The organism is Kitasatospora sp. NPDC056273, assembly GCF_042268845.1.
GTDB lineage: Bacteria > Actinomycetota > Actinomycetes > Streptomycetales > Streptomycetaceae > Kitasatospora.
On sequence record NZ_JBHJSJ010000033.1, the window covers coordinates 76,145 to 89,972 of the forward strand.

General features: G+C 72.6%; 17 protein-coding genes. 8 read left to right on the top strand and 9 right to left on the bottom strand.

The genetic code is table 11. The features are described from left to right. The first annotated feature begins 155 nt into the window (after window positions 1-155). The 3 genes from ACFCY1_RS26375 to ACFCY1_RS26385 all read left to right on the top strand — a co-directional run bounded on the left by ACFCY1_RS26375 (window position 156) and on the right by ACFCY1_RS26385 (window position 2,358). On the top strand, window positions 156-800 hold the full coding sequence (locus ACFCY1_RS26375) for a hypothetical protein (RefSeq protein ID WP_375876267.1): 645 nt from the start codon (window positions 156-158) through the stop codon (window positions 798-800). Between the two features lie 34 nt (window positions 801-834). After that, a complete protein-coding gene (locus ACFCY1_RS26380) occupies window positions 835-1,449 on the top strand; it encodes an RICIN domain-containing protein (RefSeq protein ID WP_375876268.1) in 615 nt (204 codons plus the stop codon). A 75-nt stretch (window positions 1,450-1,524) separates the two neighbouring features. Further along, complete coding sequence (locus ACFCY1_RS26385; RefSeq protein WP_375876269.1) at window positions 1,525-2,358, top strand: helix-turn-helix domain-containing protein; 834 nt, start codon at window positions 1,525-1,527, stop codon at window positions 2,356-2,358. Here ACFCY1_RS26385 and ACFCY1_RS26390 read toward each other — a convergent pair. From ACFCY1_RS26390 to ACFCY1_RS26415, 6 genes are all read right to left on the bottom strand, one after another. Beyond that, a complete protein-coding gene (locus tag ACFCY1_RS26390) occupies window positions 2,334-2,990 on the bottom strand; it encodes a class I SAM-dependent methyltransferase (RefSeq protein WP_375876270.1) in 657 nt (218 codons plus the stop codon). The two genes, ACFCY1_RS26385 and ACFCY1_RS26390, sit on opposite strands and share 25 nt — an antisense overlap. A gap of 74 nt (window positions 2,991-3,064) precedes the next feature. Next, complete coding sequence (locus ACFCY1_RS26395; protein ID WP_375876271.1) at window positions 3,065-3,802, bottom strand: lysostaphin resistance A-like protein; 738 nt, start codon at window positions 3,800-3,802, stop codon at window positions 3,065-3,067. Window positions 3,803-4,022: 220 nt separating this feature from the next. Beyond that, on the bottom strand, window positions 4,023-4,232 hold the full coding sequence (locus ACFCY1_RS26400) for a DUF397 domain-containing protein (protein ID WP_375876272.1): 210 nt from the start codon (window positions 4,230-4,232) through the stop codon (window positions 4,023-4,025). A gap of 127 nt (window positions 4,233-4,359) precedes the next feature. Next, window positions 4,360-4,656: a hypothetical protein gene (locus ACFCY1_RS26405; protein ID WP_375876273.1), complete on the bottom strand. Its 297-nt coding sequence runs from the start codon at window positions 4,654-4,656 to the stop codon at window positions 4,360-4,362. Between the two features lie 320 nt (window positions 4,657-4,976). Further along, a complete protein-coding gene (locus ACFCY1_RS26410) occupies window positions 4,977-5,168 on the bottom strand; it encodes a DUF397 domain-containing protein (protein ID WP_074001038.1) in 192 nt (63 codons plus the stop codon). Further along, window positions 5,165-6,022 carry a helix-turn-helix domain-containing protein gene (locus ACFCY1_RS26415; protein WP_375876274.1) on the bottom strand — a complete coding sequence of 286 codons (858 nt, stop codon included), beginning with the start codon at window positions 6,020-6,022 and terminating at the stop codon, window positions 5,165-5,167. The genes ACFCY1_RS26410 and ACFCY1_RS26415 overlap by 4 nt, the downstream gene beginning before the upstream one ends. Window positions 6,023-6,259: 237 nt before the next feature. Here ACFCY1_RS26415 and ACFCY1_RS26420 point away from each other — a divergent pair, with 237 nt between their 5' ends. After that, the gene (locus ACFCY1_RS26420; RefSeq protein WP_375876275.1) at window positions 6,260-6,652 is read left to right on the top strand and encodes an ATP-binding protein; all 393 of its coding nucleotides are present in this window, start codon (window positions 6,260-6,262) and stop codon (window positions 6,650-6,652) included. Then, the gene (locus ACFCY1_RS26425) at window positions 6,649-6,924 is read left to right on the top strand and encodes a hypothetical protein (RefSeq protein WP_375876276.1); all 276 of its coding nucleotides are present in this window, start codon (window positions 6,649-6,651) and stop codon (window positions 6,922-6,924) included. The genes ACFCY1_RS26420 and ACFCY1_RS26425 overlap by 4 nt, the downstream gene beginning before the upstream one ends. Window positions 6,925-7,198: 274 nt before the next feature. Here ACFCY1_RS26425 and ACFCY1_RS26430 read toward each other — a convergent pair whose 3' ends face one another. Further along, the gene (locus ACFCY1_RS26430) at window positions 7,199-8,182 is read right to left on the bottom strand and encodes a helix-turn-helix transcriptional regulator (RefSeq protein ID WP_049655487.1); all 984 of its coding nucleotides are present in this window, start codon (window positions 8,180-8,182) and stop codon (window positions 7,199-7,201) included. A 202-nt stretch (window positions 8,183-8,384) separates the two neighbouring features. On the opposite strand from ACFCY1_RS26430, the gene ACFCY1_RS26435 reads away from it, so the two are divergent. Continuing rightward, window positions 8,385-9,500: an alpha/beta hydrolase gene (locus ACFCY1_RS26435; RefSeq protein ID WP_375876277.1), complete on the top strand. Its 1,116-nt coding sequence runs from the start codon at window positions 8,385-8,387 to the stop codon at window positions 9,498-9,500. Window positions 9,501-9,547: 47 nt separating this feature from the next. Then, entirely contained in the window at window positions 9,548-10,642 is a 1,095-nt protein-coding gene (locus ACFCY1_RS26440) for an RICIN domain-containing protein (protein ID WP_375876278.1), read from the top strand. 94 nt (window positions 10,643-10,736) lie between these two features. On the opposite strand, the gene ACFCY1_RS26445 is transcribed toward ACFCY1_RS26440, so the two are convergent. Next, window positions 10,737-11,258: a peptidylprolyl isomerase gene (locus ACFCY1_RS26445; protein WP_375876279.1), complete on the bottom strand. Its 522-nt coding sequence runs from the start codon at window positions 11,256-11,258 to the stop codon at window positions 10,737-10,739. Window positions 11,259-11,456: 198 nt separating this feature from the next. Between ACFCY1_RS26445 and ACFCY1_RS26450 the strand changes: the two genes are divergently transcribed. Beyond that, window positions 11,457-11,675 carry a hypothetical protein gene (locus ACFCY1_RS26450; protein ID WP_375876283.1) on the top strand — a complete coding sequence of 73 codons (219 nt, stop codon included), beginning with the start codon at window positions 11,457-11,459 and terminating at the stop codon, window positions 11,673-11,675. A gap of 278 nt (window positions 11,676-11,953) precedes the next feature. Here the strand turns inward: ACFCY1_RS26450 and ACFCY1_RS26455 are convergent, their stop codons facing one another. Then, complete coding sequence (locus ACFCY1_RS26455; RefSeq protein ID WP_375876284.1) at window positions 11,954-13,585, bottom strand: ALF repeat-containing protein; 1,632 nt, start codon at window positions 13,583-13,585, stop codon at window positions 11,954-11,956. Window positions 13,586-13,828: the final 243 nt, after the last annotated feature.

The following is a 13,828-nucleotide window of genomic DNA, read 5'->3' on the forward strand; positions in this document are numbered from 1 at the left end:
CGTGACACCGCCCGGCCGGTTCATGGCATCAGCCACTACTGGCGACCGGCGCGCGCCCGCGAGACTCTCCACCGTCTCTCCACGGGGCGCGCGCCCGGGCTTCGCCGCGCGCACACCCTCCCCCCTCACCTTCCACGACCGCTCCAGGAGCACGGATGACCATCGTCCGCAGGACCCGCCGGCGCCGCACCCTCGCCGCCTCCGCCACCACCGCCCTCGCCGTCGGGCTGCTGAGCCTCGGCGCGGCACCGGCCGCCCACGCCGACACCCTCCCGACCCTGTGCAACCCGGCCGTGGACCGCACCACGGCCGAGCCCGTCAACGTACAGGTCACCCCGCTCGTCACCGACTTCCTGATCTACAACGTCGCCCCGGGGAGCACCGGGCACCACAGCGACATCCTGACCCGGGTCAACTCGGCGACCACCACCGTCGACAACAAGACCGAGATCACCGCCACCGCGAGCGCGCTATTCCTCAAGGTCGAGGTGAAGGTCGGCTTCTCGGTGCAGAAGACCACCTCCAGCACCACCAGCACCACCGTCAGCGACACCTGGGACCTCGTCGATCCCGGCCGCTACGGCCTCTACCGCGGCACCCGGGTCGTCACCGGCCAGTACGTCAACCGCGTCTGCGCCCAGACCGGCGGCCCCAACACCGGCATCTGGGTCACCACCTCGCCGTCCCCCGGGACCTTCACCACCTACGAGTCCCCGGAGATCGGCTCGGTCCGCTGCGCGCCCGCCGAGGCCGCCGGCACCGTACGCCGCGCCGCCCAACTCCTCATCAGCAGCTGCTGACCGCCCCGCCGACCCGACAGCCCTTGGAGATCCCGTGACGAACCCGCACCGCACCACCACCCGCCGGGGCGCCGTGCTGCGCGCCCTCGGCGCCACCGCCCTCGCCTCGCTGTCCGGCCTGACCCTGCTCGCCGCCCCCGCCTCGGCCGCCACCCAGGGCCTGGCCTCCAGCGAGTGGCACGGCTACGTCTGCGACGACGGCTACTACCGGATCAGGACGCCCTTCAACCAGCTCGTCGAGCGCAACCAGTACAGTGCCTGGGGGCAGGCCATCCAGAACCCCGACACCGGCGCCTACAACCAGCAGTGGAAGCTCTGCCACTACAACTCCGACAACCAGTCGTTCATCTTCCGTAGCCGGCGGAACGAGGGCGAGTGCCTCGGCGTGTGGAAGCAGAACCCGAACGACGGCGCCACCGGCGGCGAGGGCGCCAACCTCAACGTGTTCGACTGCCAGGGCTGGATCTACGGCAACCAGATCTTCCACTTCCTGTACCCCGACCCCGGCAACACCAGCCAGGTGATCCTCAAACTCGGGCACAGCGGCTTCTACGCGGCCCTCGCCGACCAGTCCGGCAGCTCCGGCTCGGCCATCGCCCAGTTCTCCGACCGGGTGGCCGTGTTCACCCTGGAGCACCTCGCTTCCTGACGTCCCCGTGGCCGCACGGGCCGGGCCGGGCGGCGGTCCGGCCCGGGGGCGGACGGCTGCGCCTACCGTTGGACCGTGGACGGACAGGTGTGCGGCGAGGAGTGCCCGGTCGGCGGGCCGGACCCGGACGGCCGCGGGGCGCCGTCCGATCGGCCCGACCCGGCCCGGCCCGGCGCGGGAGGCGGGCCGGCGGCCGTGGCCGCCGGGGCCGGGGCCCCGCGGTTCGCCGTCGGCCCCGGATACGCCCTCTACCAGGGGCCGTTGGCGGACAGCGCCTTCCACCGGCACGCCACCTTCCAGGTCGCCGTCGCGGCCGCCGCCCGCACGGTGGCCATCGACGACGACACCGGGCGGCGCCACCGCGGGCCCGCGCTCGTGGTGCCGCCGATGGTGCGCCACCGGATGGCCCCGACCCGGGAGGTGCTGACCTTCTACGTCGACCCGCACTGCGCCTTCGCCGACCGGCTGCGCGCGGGCTGCGCACCGGGGGTCGCCGTCGCCCCGCAGTGGCAGGGCCTGACCGAGCAGGACGTCCGGCCCGGTGGCGGGCTGCCCGCCACCGGACTGGACCCGCGGCTGCGCGCGGCGATGGCGGCACTGGCCGCCGACGGCCGGGAGCCGCTGGAGGGCCTGGCCGCGCGCGTCGGACTGTCCCCGCAACGCCTGCGGGCCCTGGCACGGCGACAGTTGGGGGTGCCGCTGGCGCGCTGGCGCAGCTGGCAGCGACTGTCCCGGGCGGCACTGGCCCTCGGCGAGGGGTACCCCCTGGCGCAGGCGGCGCTCGCGGGCGGGTTCGCCGACCAGGCCCATCTCACCCGGTGGATGCGGGAGTTGACGGGTCTGACACCCTCGCAGGTGCTGCCCGCCCTACGCGGAACGGCGGTTCAGGCCGGACGGCGCGCGGTGTAGAAGGACATCGAGCCGGTCACCGTCGCGACGGTGTCCACCTCGCGCACCCCCTCGAAGCCGGCCTCCGCGATCAGCCGGGGCAGGATGCCGTCGGCGTTGGGCTGGGTGTCCTCCTTGCCGTCAGCGAACTGGACGATCCGGAAGGCCAGCCGCATGGCCGCCGTGCGCTGCCGCCCGTAGTCGGCGATCACCAGCTTCCCGCCGGGGCGCAGCGTGCGGTGCATGGCGGCGAGGACGGCCTGCTTCATCGGGACGGGGCACTGGTGCAGGACGAGGCTGCAGACGACGGTGTCGGCGGTCCCGGCGCCGACGACCTCGTCCACCGCGTCACCCATGCCGGTACGGAAGTCGGGTTCGATCCCGGCCGCGGCGGCCTTGCGGCGGGCCAGGCGCAGCACGGCGGGGTCGGGGTCGACGCCGACGACGGTGGCCTGCGGTTCGGCGCGGCCCAGCAGGACGGCGAAGGACCCGGTGCCGCAGCCGACGTCGACGATGACGTCACCGGGGCGCGGGGCGGCGTGCATGGCGAGCAGGCTACGCCAGAGGCGTTCGCGGGTGAGCGAGACGATCGGGTCGTAGAGCCCGAGGGCGAGGCGCCCGGCGGCGGGGGTGAAGGCGTCGGTCGGTGTCATCCGGCCAGTGTGGTCGGGCGGTTGGGGCCGCGTCTTGAACGAATCGCTCGCGGCCCCGGGGGCGGAGGAGCGCTTCAGGAAGCGGCCGGAGCGGGAGCCGTACGGGCCCGGAGCAGCAGGGCCAGCCCGAGCCCCAGGTCGACGGCCAGGCCCAGTGCCTGCAGCCAGTCGGCCGTCTTCCCGGGCGAGTAGATCTCCAGGTAGTCGGACAGCGCGTGCACCAGCACCAGCGGCCAGACGCTCCCGATGTACAGGCGCGCCCCGCACAGGCAGAAGCCGAACGCGCCGGCCTCCAGGACCTGCCACAGCGTGTTGCCCAGGGGCGCGCCGAAGAACAGCCAGTTGCCGAGGTGCCCGACCCCGAACAGCACCGCCGTCAGCACCACCGCGCGCACCGGGCCGAGCGGCCGCGCGACCTCCAACACCAGTGCCCGGCTGCTCAGTTCCTCGCTGACCCCGATGGCGAGCATCAACACCACCCCGCCCACCAGGGTCGCCGTCCCGCCCTCGATCCCGGGCAGCGCCGCCAGCCCCGCCACCACGACCAGCGGCAGCAGCACCGGCCAGCGCGCCATCACCCCGAGGCCCGTCACCCCGCCGATCGCCAACAGCCCCCAGGCCCGGAGCAGCACCAGCACCACCGCCGCGCCCGCCAGATTGACCACGGTCGGCCCCAACTGCGGGAACCACCCGGGCTCCAACGGCGGCAGCACCTTCGCCACCACCACGATCGTCGCCTGCCAGACGACCGCGACCCCGACCGCCCCCAGCACCGGATGCCGGCGCACCTGGCTCCCCCATCGCTTCAGCACGGCTCGATGGTAGGCGCGGCAACGTCAAGTCAGCGTCAGCCCGGACGAGTTGATCCCCACCCGAGACACCGGTGACAGGTGCGCAGGAAGTCGGCGGGTCCGACTTCCTGCGCACCGGGGGCCCGCGCCGGTGGCGGGAGCGACGGCCGACCCACGACTGCACACCACAGCGGACCGGGCGGCCCTGCGCACTCCGCAGGGCCGCCCGACAAGAAACACCTCAGGAACCGGCCAGGAACTCGCCCGCCCGGACACCGGCGACGAAGGACCGCCACGCCTCGGGCGCGAAGATGAGAACCGGGCCGTGGGGGTCCTTGCTGTCCCGGACCGGAACAACGCCCACGATGCCATCGGCCACCTCTATGCAATTCCCTTGCCCGTTGCTGTGGGTGCTCTTGCGCCAGACGGCCCGCTGGACTCGATCTCTCATGTGCCGTACGTCCCCCGGCCAGAAGGAGCTTGAACGAGCTGGACGGAGCCCAGCACATCAGGCCGGTCGGGTGGCCCTGCGCGCTCCGCAGGGCCACCCTGCAAGGAGGCAGGGGGACTTCGCGCGTCTACCAGGCGTGCCAGAGTGCGTCGTGGCGATGGTGGACCGGGGGAATGTCCGCGCCGGCGAGGTCGTGGCCGGCGCGGTGCAGTCCGCGGATCCGCTGGGCGGCGAGCCGGCCTTGGAGGCGGGCCCGGCCTTCGGCCGTGGCGATCTCGGTGGAGAAGTACCCCGTCCTGCAGTCGAGCACCTGCCACTGCCAGGAGGTGATCCGGCGGCGCGTCTTCTTGGGGGCGGGGCGGCGGCCTTCACGGGCGGCCCGGGCCAGTTCGGCGCGGGTGTAGCGCAGGTCGTACAAGGACATGGAGTGCGATGCGCCTTCTTGGACGCGGAGTTGTCGGGGAGTCGTGCGGACGGTTCGGGACATCAGGGGCCTCCGTAGGGCCCTCCGGGCTCTCCAGAGGTACCTACGGCGGGTGCGAATCGGTCAGCACGAATCAGCCTCCAGCGGTCGGGGCGGCCTACCCGGCAGCACAGTAGTCACGAGGAGGCGTGGAGGCTTCAGGTTTTCCGCCCGCCCCCGCTGCGAGGTCGAGGCGCTCCGAGGGCCCTCACGCTGGCCCAGCGCATCAAGCAGACCGGGCGGCCCTGCGTGCTCCGCAGGGCCGCCCGGCAAGAAACGCTTCAGGAACCGGCCGGAAAGTCGCCCGCCTGAACGCCCGCAACGAAGGACTGCCACGCCTCAGCAGTGAAAGCGAGAGCCGGCCCGTGAGGATCCTTGCTGTCCCGCACCGGAACCACGCCGGTGACGCCATCGGCCACCTCGACGCAGTCGCCGCCAGAGGGATTGCTGTAGCTGCTCTTGTGCCAGTTCATACTCCGTACCCTTCTGTCATCAGCTTCTGCATCCAGGAGACGGAGTCCTCCGGAGTCATCGCCAACGACGTTAGCTGGTTGAAGACAGTCTCATGCCGAAGGATGTCGGCCTCCTTCTCGATGTAGAGGCTGCTGCTGACCGACTCGCAGTAGACGACCTCGCCCGGCACGTCCGAGAAGGAAAGTATGCGGAAATTCGTCCCCATCGCCGCGTGAGCACCCACGCTGAACGGAAGCACCTGGATGGTGATGTTGGGCAATTGCGAAGTCGTAACCAGGTGGCCGACCTGCTCCGTCATGACGTGAGCGCCCCCGACCACGCGTCGAAGGACGGCCTCGGAGAGCACAGCGTGAACGGCTAGTGGTTCTGGACTCCGGACGAGCTCTTGGCGTTGCAGCCTGAGCTTCACCCGCCGTTCGATGGCTTGGTCACCGTTCCGCTCCGACCGGAAGGCCCGAAATACCTCGCGTGCGTAGTCGGCGGTCTGAAACAGCCCAGGAATCAACTCGGACTCATAGGAGCGAATCCGCGCGGCGTCGGCCTCAAGGCCCACGTAGGTCTGGAACCAGTCCGGCAGGGTGTCCGCGTAGTCGTGCCACCAGCCGCGCTGCGTGCTGCGGCGGGTCAGCGAGATGAACTGCCGCAACTCGGCCTCGTCGCTGACGCCGTACAGTTCGAGCATCGCGCGAATGTCTGATTCCTTCAGGGTCGTCTGACCCGACTCGATCCGCGACACCTTGGTTGCACTGAAGCCGAGTTCGTCCGCAACGGACTTGGCCTGACGCCCGGTCCGTTCGCGCAATCGTCGCAGCTCGGAGCCGAGCCTACGGCGCAGCACGGTTGGACTGTCCACGCTCGTCGCTCCCTCTTGGTTGACGTCGGGTCACAGTCTGCCACCTCCCTTGGCGGTCACAAGAATCTTGCGACTCCGCGCAATTGCGTGATGGCGCGCTTGCACAATGAAGCCATTGCAGAGCATGCTACAGGGAGTAGTCCTTCGGGTCTCTTGAGTGACTGATCCTGACCTGCTGCCGGGCATCCCTATGCCTCCACATGGCTTCAAACTCCGCACCTGGAAGGTGGATTCGCCATGTCCTGCCACTCCTCCACCACCTGGCTGCCGCGCAGCCGCCGCTCCCCCGGCGAGGGGCGCTCCCTCCTCGCCTCGCTCCTCGCCTCCACCCCCGCCGGTGAGTCGTACCGCGACTCCGGGCTCCTGATCGTCTCGGAGCTCGTCACCAACGCCCTCGTCCACGGGACGCCGCCCGGCCATCGCATCTACCTCTCGCTCGACCTCGACCCCGCCCGCCTCCGCATCGAGGTGCACGACGCCCGGCGGAACCGCGAACCGGTCCTGCGCGCCCTCACCCTCGACGGCGAGGCCGGACGCGGCCTCCACCTCGTCAAGTGCCTGTCGACCCGCACGGGTTGCTCCCCGCGCGAGCACACCGGCAAGATCGTCTGGTCGGAGGTGGCCGCGTGAGGGCCGATCACGACGTCCTCGTGGAGATCCCGGACCACCAGCAGCCCGCCGTCCACACCCTCAGCGACGACCTCCTGCGCCGGCTCTGGGACTCGGTCCGCTACCGCCCGATGTCCCGCTTCCAGCACTACGCCCTGGAGCGCCGCCTCACCGGCCCCTGTGCCCGGCGCGACCTCATCCGCGACCTCGCCGACGAACCCGTCCTCGTCATCCCCGCCGGCGACCGCGAGATCCGCATCAGCTGGGCCAACCCCGCCCAGCAGCCCACGTGATCGGCCACCCCCGGCGCTGAGACCCGGCCGACCCCCGGCCCGAACGCCGCCTCGGCACCGGCCGGTCCACTGCCCGCTCCACTTCGACGACGGCCGCGTCGCCGCCCGCCGCGAGAAGTCGGCCGATCCGACTTCTCGCGCCCCTCCGCGCCGACGCACCGCGTCAGACGTCAGGCCGACGCCCCGCCTACAGCCAGCCCCTCCGCGCGGCCTGCACCAGAAGTCGGCCGGTCCGACTTCTCACGCACTCTCGGCACCAGGAAGCCGCCCCCGCCTACAGCCACCCCCTCCGCGCGGCCTGCACCCCCGCCTGAAAACGGGTGGTGGCCCCCAGGTGCGCCAGCAGGGTCGAGACCCGCCGCACCACCGTGCGCCGCCCCAGCCCCAGCCGGCGGGCGATCGCGTCGTCCGTGGCCCCACCGGCCATCAACGTCAGGATCCGCCGGTCGCGTTCGTCGATGCGCGGGTCGACGCCGGCCATGGAGGCGGGTACGGCCAGGCGCCACAGCGTCTCGAAGACCGCGCTCAGCGCGTTCAGCAGCCCAGACGGCCGGATCAGCAGCGAGACGACGCCCGGCCCGTCGTCGGCGCGCAGCGTGACGATGGCCAGGTCGTCGTCCCCGATGGCGAGTTTGAGCGGCGGCTCGTCCAGTGTCCGCGCCTGCTCGCCCGCCTCGATCATCCGGGCCATGTTGGGCCCGGCCACCGGGTCCTGGAACGCGCACCCCTGGTAGATGGCGCGGTAGACGACGCCCGCGGCCATCCGGCGGCGTTGCAGCACCTCCTGGTCGAGGTAGTGGGCGCGGCTGCCGGAGTACGGCGGCACGTCGATGACCCGCACCTGGTGACGGGCGGCGAGTTGGAGGCGGTGGCTGGCGGCCAGCACCTCGGCCGGATCGTCGACGACCTCCAGCGCGCCGTAGCTGCCGGTGTCGCGGCGGGCGAAGCGGTAGAGCCGTTCCAGTTCGGCGCCGGCCCGGCGGGCGGCGGCCTGGCGCAGCGCGTCGTGCTGCAGCACCGCCTCGACCACCCGGGCGGGCGGCAGCGCCTCCCAGGCGTGGTCGCGGTCGTCGGCGCTGTCGGTGGTGTCGAAGGCCACCGCGACGCCCTCGTCGGCGAGGTCGCGCAGCACGGCGAGGACGGCCTCCTCGTCCAGGCCCGCCTCCCGTGCCAGTTCGGGTACGCGGGCGCGCGGCCGGCCGACCAGGCAGTGGTAGACGCGGCCGCGTTCGGAGTCCGGTTCCAGTACGTCGTGCACGACACCCCCCAATGTCACGGTGCGCTCCGCCCCCCGTACCCGCCCCGGGCGGAGCCGGGGGAGCCTACCCGCAGCGGCGGCGCACATGCGCCGGTGGCCCAGGTGCGCCACCGGGGGCTCTGGCGTCCGGGCGGGGCCCCTGGCAAGAGTTGACGGCGATCAGTCACACGACGGAAGACACGACGGAAGGCCGAGGACGCCCATGCCCCCTGCCCGGCTCCGGCGCGCCCGCGCGGTTCTCGCCGCCCTGGCCGCCTGCCTGCTCCCGCTCGCCGCACCCGCCGCACCCGCGTCCGCCTCGGGAACCGCCTCCGTACGGGCCGGGGCAGGGGCCGACGCGCCGCCACCGCTGACCGACGGCTTCGGCCTCACCCAGGTCGGCACCCCCACCGGCAGCGCCACCAACTTCGTCATCACCGTCACCACCCCGCAGGTCGCCGGGCCGCACACCATCCGCATCCTGCTGCCCGCCGACTACGCGTCCCGGCCGGACAAGCGCTACCCGGTGCTGTACTTCCTGCACGGCGCCTCGGACAACCCGAGCGACCCGGCGCTGGCCTACCCCGCGCTGACCGCCGCCCAGTCGATGATCACCGTCATCCCGGACGGCGGCCTGCGCGGCTGGTACGCCGACTGGCTCGACCAGGGCACCGCCGCCGGCGCGCAGAACTGGGAGACCTTCCACCTCACCCAGGTCCTCCCGTTCGTCGACGCCAACCTGCGCACCCGCACCGACCGCGCCCACCGGGCCGTCGGCGGGCTGTCCATGGGCGGCTTCGGCGCCCTGCACTACGCCCAGGACCGCCCCGACCTGTTCGGCCAGGTCCTCACCATGTCCGGCGCCAACGACCTGTCCACCGACGAGATGATCATCCGCGGTGCCGTGGTCGCCACCCTGGTCAACGCGGGCACCGTGCTCTGCGGCCCCAGCGACGGCCACCCCTGCGGCCTGGACTTCGGCCCCACCGTCTCCAGCGACGCGATCTTCGGCAGCCCGTACCCGGTGTTCAACGCCGACTGGCGCTGGAACGCCGCCGACCCCGTCGCGCGCGCCGCCGTGCTCGACCACACCGGCATCGCCGTCTACACCGGCAACGGCAACAACAGCCCCGGCGACATGGAGTTCTGGGCCGAGGGCACCGCCAAGCGCCTCAAGCAGCGCCTGGACGCGCTCGGCCTGCCGTATCGCTTCACCGACTACGGCGACGGCACCGGCTGGGGCGCCGACTGCCACGGCGGCCACACCGCGGGCTGCTGGGCGCAGGACCTCGTGGACTACGTCCCGCGCCTGGAGGCGGCCTTCGCCGCCGCCTCCTGACCTCTGACCTCCTCTCCCCACCCTCTCCCCCGACGAAAGGAAACCCCTTGCCCACCCTGACCCCCGGCCGCACGGCGCCCTGGCTGCGCCTGCTCGCGGCCCTCCTGGTGACCTGTTGCGCCGCCCTGGGCCTGGCCGCCGCCCCCGCCCGCGCCGCCGCGCCCGCGCCGTCCGCCCCGCTCGCCGCCTGCGCCTCGCCGCAGCAGTGCCTGACCATCAAGTCGCTCAGCAACGGGCGCCAACTCGACGTCCAGAACGGCAACATGGGCGACGGCGCCTACATCGTCACCAACTCCGCCCCCGGCTACCACCAGTCCTGGCGGCTGAACGTCGACCCCTCGGACTACACCTTCACCATCGTCAACAACGACACCGGCAAGTGCATCGACCTGGCCTTCCTCACCCCGGCCCTGCGCCAGCAGACCTGCGCCGGACAGGCCAGCCAGCGCTGGTTCCTCCAGCCCGCGCCCGGCGGCGGCGACGCGTTCATGATCCGCCACGCCGGCGACAACACCTGCCTGGACCTGCTGCTCGGCGGCAACTACGACGACGCCTGGACCGACCAGTACGCCTGCAACGGCACCGCCAACCAGCAGTGGGCCACCGGCTTCGCGCAGGCCGCCCGCAACCTGGCCGTCGACCACGCCGCCAAGCAGTGCCAGAAGAACATCTCCGCCTGCTCCTGGGCCACGAAGAGCGAGGCCCCCGCCGCGCCGCTGCCGCGGGTGTGCGCCTCCGCGATCTGGTTCAACAACACCAGCAGCACCGTCCAGCAGTCCTTCGCGGTCACCGACACCAGCGGCTGGTCCAACACCATCGGCACCGAGCTGGGCAGCGACATCGGCGGCGGCGCCGAAGGAGTGTTCAAGGCCTCGGTCAAGACCGGCATCAGCTTCCAGAACGTCTGGAGCGGCTCGCGCAGCGTCAACAACTCCGTCACCGTCACCGTCCCGCAGCAGCAGTACGGCTGGGTGACGCTCGCCGAGCTCGCCCGCAAGGTCACCGGCACCTGGACCTTCGACGCCCAGGGCTTCCCGTGGACCGCCGACGACACCATCACCATCCCGGTCACCTCCGACCCCAACGGCGGCGCCACCCTCTACATCGCCAACACCAGCGCGACGTTCAACAGCTGCTCCTGACACCGCGCCCGCTCCACGGCCGCCGCCCGCGCACCGCGCCGGGCGGCGGCTTCGCGTTTCCGCCGGCCGGACGGGAGGGCCGGCGGGCGGCGGGTCAGGACTGCTCGATCTCCACGGAGGTGATCACCACGTCCTCGACCGGGCGCTCGTCCTCGGTCGGGGCGGCGGCGATCGCGTCGACCACGGCCTTGGAGGCGGCGTCGGCGACCTGGCCGAAGATGGTGTGCTTGCGGTTGAGGTGGGCGGGGGCGCCCACCGTGATGAAGAACTGCGAGCCGTTGGTGCCCGGGCCGGCGTTGGCCATCGCGAGCAGGTACGGCTTGGTGAAGAACAGCTCCGGGTGGAACTCGTCCGCGAAGGCGTAGCCCGGGCCGCCGGTGCCGGTGCCGGTCGGGTCGCCGCCCTGGATCATGAAGCCCTTGATCACCCGGTGGAACAGCGTGCCGTCGTAGTACGGGCCCTGGCCCGGCTCGCCGGTGCGCGGGTCGGTGTACTCCCGGGTGCCCTCGGCGAGTTCGGCGAAGTTGCGGACCGTCTTCGGCGCGTGGAACGGGAACAGCTCCAGGCGGATCGGGCCCGCCGTGGTGTGCAGGGTGGCGAACCGGGCAGTGGCCACGGTGACTCCTCGGGGTACGGCTGACGGGTGGGTGGCGGGTGGTGCTGGTCGGTACGGTTCCCGTACGACCGGTACGGTGACCTGGGCCGTTCGGCACCCGCATCCTGGCACAGCGTCCGGCCTCGTGGCCGAACCGGGTGGGACGGTCCGCACGTCCTACCAGGCAGTAGGGCGTCGAGGGAAAGGCGGGTGGCCGTGATGGTCGGTGCGGTTCTGGTGGGGATTCTGGTCCTGGTGGTCGCGGGGTGCGGCTGCGTGGTGTGGGCCGACCGCGGCGGGCCGCGCTGGACCCGGGCGGCCGCCGCCCTCACCCTCGGCGCCGGCAGCGCGCTGCGTAGCGCACAGCGCCGCCGGCGCCGTCAGGTGGGCTTCAACGGCGGGGACAACGGCGGGGACGGTGGCGGGGACGGCAGCTGAGCCGTCGTCCTCCGGGCGGGACCGGCGCCGGGCCGTCTTCGAGGCGGCACCGGCCGCCGCGTCGGCCGGGGGCGGGGTGCCAGGGTGTCTGCGGGTTTGACCGGGCGGCCCGGCGCCGCCTTCGCGGGGCGGTCGGACGGCCCGGGCCCCTGAGCGCGAGCGCGTCCCCGGCCGCCGCCCGGGTGGGCGGTGGACGGGGACGCGAGGGGGTGTCAGCCCCCGGGTTCTGCTCCCGGATTCAGCTCCCGGGTTCTGCTCCCGGGTTCTGCTCCCGGGTGTCAGCTCTCGGTGGAGCGGCGGCGGGCGGCCGCGACCAGCGCCGCGCCCGCGGCGAGGGCCGCGGCAGCGCCGCCGGCCTCCCAGCCGAGCCCGTCGGTGCCGGTGGCGGCGAGCACGCCGGAACCGGTGGTGCCGGTGGTGCCGGTGGTGCCGCCGCCCGTACGGGTGCCGGTGGTAGTGCCGGTCCCGGTGCCGGTGGTGAGGCCGGCCGGCTGCACGGTCTGCGGCTGCTGCCCGGTGCCACCGGTGCCCGCGCCCGTCCCCGTACCGCTGCCCGCGCCGTTGCCCTGCTTGGCCGCCGCGGCCTGGTCCTCGGCCTGGGCCTTGGCCCAGCCGTCCTTGAGGAAGGCCAGGAGGTCCGCGTAGCTGCCCTCGTAGGCGGCCATGGCGGCCTTCTTCACCGCGGGGCCGCCGGTCTCGATGATCTGGGAGACCTTCAGCCGGTTGTCGCTGAAGCGCAGGTTCGGCAGCTCGACGGTCAGGAAGCGCCGCACGTCCTCGGCGTTGCCGTCCATGGCCTTCTGGGCGGCCGCGGCGGTGTGCGGGCCGGTCTCCTTGTCGGCGATGACGCGCAGCACCTCGACCCGGTCGTCCTCGAACTGGGCTTTGGCGAAGCCCTCGTTGAGGAAGGCCTCGACGGCCGCGTCGGTGCCGGCGTCCAGCGCCTTGCTGGCCGCCTCGCGCACGCCCGGGCCGCCCTGGTCCATGAGCTGGCTGAGCTTGACCCGGTTGTCGTCGCTGCGCAGCCTGGGCAGCTTGGTCGTCAGGAAGGTCCGCAGGTCGGCCGCGCCGCCCTTGAGGGCCTGCTCGGCGCCCTCGCGCACGCCGGGGCCGGTCTTGGGGTCGGCCACCAGGGCCTCGACCTTGGCGCGGTCCTCGTCCTCGGCGCGGGCGGCGTACTGGCCGGTCGCCAGGAAGTCGAGGACGTCCTGGTAGCTGCCGTTCAGCGCCACGGCGGCGGCGAGGCGCAGCGCGGGGCCGGCCCCTTCGGCGCCGTCGGCGATCCGGGTGAGGCGCAGCAGGTTGTCGGGCTGCTGCTTCTCGGCGAGTTCGACCTCGAGGAAGTGGCGCAGCTCGGCGGCGCCGCCCTTGAGGGCCTTCTCGGCGGCCTCGCGGACCTTGGGGCCGGTGAGCGGGTCGGCGATGATGGCCGCGATCTTGGCGCGGTCCTCGTCCTCGGCGCGGGCGACGTACTGGCCGGTGGTCAGGAACGCGGTGATGTCCTCGTCGGTGCCGCGGAGGGCGGCCTTGGCGGCCGCCTTCACGGCCGGGCCGCCGACGGCGTAGATCTGGGAGACCCGGACCTGGTTGTCGATCCTGGTCTGCTCGTCGAACTCGACGTCCAGGAAGTGGCGCAGCTCGGCGGCGCCGCCCTTGAGGGCCTTCTCGGCCGCCTCGCGCACGCCGACGCCGCTCTTCGGGTCGGCGAGGATGCGCTTGACCTCGGCGCGGTCGCGCTGCTCCTGGCCGTCGGCCTGGGGCGCGGTGTCCTTGGCGGAGTCGGAGCCGGTGTCGGGGCCGGAGACGCCGGTCGGCTTGGGGGTGTCGGTGGCCGAGGCCGTGGTGGGGAAGAGGACGGCGGGGGCCAGAACGGCGGCCGCGACGACGGCGGACACCCGGGGCAGCTTCATCTTGAGCAAGACCTGCTTTGTACGAAGGATCATGAAACGCCAACAGCATAGATCTACTTTTACGACTGCCATACCAATTATTTGCCGAATCTCCCATTCCCCCCACCCGGCTACAAATCGCACCGCGCCCCGCCCGTCCGGGGCCACCACTAGGGCCTGTGTGATGTTGTGATCAGTTGGGTGGTCGCACGAGGTCGTCTATCCAGATCATTGAGGCGCGGAGGTGGAGGCCTGCGAGGTAGC